The organism is Nitrococcus sp. (assembly GCF_059432795.1).
In genome coordinates, this window is sequence record NZ_JBXWZQ010000244.1 from 1 (window position 1) to 2,662 (window position 2,662).

General features: G+C 64.0%; 3 protein-coding genes. All 3 read right to left on the bottom strand.

Annotated features, from left to right (window positions below; all coding sequences use genetic code 11):
• Positions 1 to 903 (bottom strand): DNA polymerase ligase N-terminal domain-containing protein (locus AC52Q4_RS16615; protein WP_495537909.1); only part of this gene is annotated, 903 nt, incomplete at its 3' end.
• A 523-nt stretch (positions 904 to 1,426) separates the two neighbouring features.
• On the bottom strand, positions 1,427 to 1,978 hold the full coding sequence (locus AC52Q4_RS16620; protein WP_495537910.1) for a DUF6580 family putative transport protein: 552 nt from the start codon (positions 1,976 to 1,978) through the stop codon (positions 1,427 to 1,429).
• 41 nt (positions 1,979 to 2,019) lie between these two features.
• Positions 2,020 to 2,662, bottom strand: a 643-nt coding sequence (locus AC52Q4_RS16625) for an ABC transporter substrate-binding protein (RefSeq protein ID WP_495537911.1), incomplete at its 5' end; no start/stop codon positions are given.

Genomic DNA, 2,662 nt, shown 5'->3' on the forward strand with positions numbered 1-2,662 from the left:
TGCGAGCGCCACCACTTCACCATCGAGAACGGCCTGGGTATCCGGTAGGCGTTGCCGTAAGGATGCCGCGAGTGCGGGGAAACGTTCGGTCCAGTTCTTGCCATTGCGGCTGCTCAGGCGGACAGCCCCTTTGTCGAGCTGCGCCATTAGGCGATAGCCATCGAATTTGATCTCGTGGATCCAACCGCTGCCCTTGGGGGCGCTCCGCGTCAGCGTGGCGAGCTGGGGGCGAAGCGCCTGGGGCAGTAAATCCGCCACGGCACCGTTGAGGCGGCTCGGATCCGGCAGCTCGGGAGACGCGGGAGAACGTTCTGCTGGGCGCCCGGCGTCGGACCGAGCTGCGTGTGCGATCTGCTCCATGGTGCGATCCGTGACGACGCTTCGATCATTGAGTTTCGGTGAGGACGGCTTGGTTGCCGAATCGGCATTCGCCCGATTGATCAGGAGCCAATTCACCTGCCGCTCTGAGATCTCGCCCCTCATACGCACAAGGGTCCAGGTGCCTTGCAGCTTGCGTCCCTCGAGTATGAAATCGAGGCGTCCATCGCGCACGCCATCCCTTTGAGCACTCCAACGGCCCTGATCCCATAACATGACCGTGCCGCCGCCATATTCCCGCTTGGGGATCACGCCCTCGAAGTCCCCGTACTCCAGGGGATGGTCCTCGACTTCCACGGCCAGGCGCTTCTCGCCGGGCGCGAGGGCCGGTCCCTTGGGTAACGCCCAGCTTTTCAGTACGCCGTGTTGCTCGAGACGAAGATCAAAATGCAGGCGCCAAGCGGCGTGCTTGTGCAGCACGAAGCGTCCGCCGAGTGTCGCGTCCGTCTCCTTCGGCGGTTCCCCGGCCGGCTCCGGGGTACGTCGAAAATGGCGTTTTTCGCGGTACTGCTTGAGCCTGTCCATTGCCGTCCTCTGCAGCGCTCGTGGATGATGGAGCCGGATACCTCGCATAGAGTGGAGCGCTTCGCTCGTATCCGACCGCGGCCCCGGTCGCTATGCAGTGCCTCGATTCGATCGTCTCAGCTCGCCGGGTCGGCAGATCGCCTGTTGGCCATGCCCACGGCTTTGCCGGCGTTACTACTTACTTAGTGTTCTGGGGCCGCCCGGAGTTCGGAGCCGACGAGGGTCGTTGAAATATCGGATCGAGACCGCGTATCCACGGTGCGAACGGCGGTCGAGGGCGGCACAGCAGGGTAGGCAGACGGTGCTGTTGTCGTGTTGTCGTGATGTACGGAGCTATGGCCGGGAGTCGCATCGCTCGCGCCGCGATGACGCAGGCGCCGGCGGATTCCGAGGGTAGAACGCTAGGAGCTCCGGACGTGTTGTCATCCCGTTACGAACATATTGCGGACTTCGTTCGTAGAGCCGGATACGTCCGGGTCCCGGCGTGAGGGCGGGCCTCAACGCCGGGTAGACGCGTCCCGCCTCAATGGGACAGCTGCGGGCATAGCGGCAGGCGGGTGTGCTGCTGCGCTAGCGCTAAGCCCCCGAATAGCACGGCGGTGTAGACGAGAGCTCCGGCGAGCGTGTAGTGGAAAAACGGTAGCCCTGCAAGATAGCAGGCGAGCAGTCCGCTTGCGTTATGGGGATAAAGCCCGCTGGTCAGCCAGGCGCCGAAGTTTGTCACCAGGAAGAATAAAATGGCCGCCATTACCGCGCCGCCCGCGATCCGAGAGATCGTTAACCGTTGGCGCAACCAGCCCGACCCCAATGCGGCGATCAGTTCCACGCTTGCATAAACGAAGGCCATTCCGCCGTAGACGAGCCCATAGTCATAGATGACAAACCCCAGAACGAGATCGCTCAGCGCCAGGGCCAGCAAGGGCAGCAAAAGCGCTACGCGCCGGTCGGCCAGGTAAGCCCCACCGAAGAGCGCCACGGCCTCGATCGGAGTGAAATTCGGCGGGTGGGGCAATAAGCGTGCCGCCATCGCGGCGATCATTATGCCGGCCAGCAGCAGGGTCGTTCGGCGAAACATCGCGAGATACCTCGATTGTTGTCGTCGCTGAGGGTTTTCCTTCACTTCCAATGACTTGGCTGCAGGATTTTTTCAGCGTCCTGATTTGGCGGAAAGATCTCAGGGTGCAGCATTCCCGCTAGAATTTCCAGGCTGTCTATCAGACGCGGTCCCGGCCGGTTGAAGTAGGCGTTGCCATCGACGAGGTAGACCTGATCGTTGCGTACCGCATCGAGCGCTCGAACCGCCTGCACGTTGGCCATGCGGGTCCAATCCTTCGCGGCGCGCTCGGCCGTCTGCCCGCAGCAGGCGATGACCAGCACGCCGGGCCGCGCCGCTTGCAGCGCGTCCCAGGTCAGGCGCATCGACGGTTGACCGACTTCTCCCAGGACGCTTTCGCCGCCGGCAATGCTGATCAGCTCCGGCGTCCAATGCCCGGCGCAGTATAGCGGATCCAGCCACTCCAGCAATGCGACCCGCGGGCGGCGCTCGGCGAGCGCAACGCCTTGCACGACCTTGGCGATCCGTTGCTGTAGCTCGACGATCAGGCGGCCGCCCTGCCGGACGACCCCCAGCGCCGCGGCGACCTGCTCGATCGTGTCGAGCACCCCGGCGAGTGTGGAGGCCTCCAAGTTCACGATGCGTGGCGGCTCGGCGAGCGCGGCCGCAATCTCGGCGACGGTCTCGGGCCCAGGAGCGCAGACC

Coding starts and splice junctions, on each gene's coding strand:
- AC52Q4_RS16620 (WP_495537910.1), bottom strand. CDS start 1,978: ATGTTTCGCCGAACGACCCTGCTGCTGGCCGGCATAATGATCGCCGCG.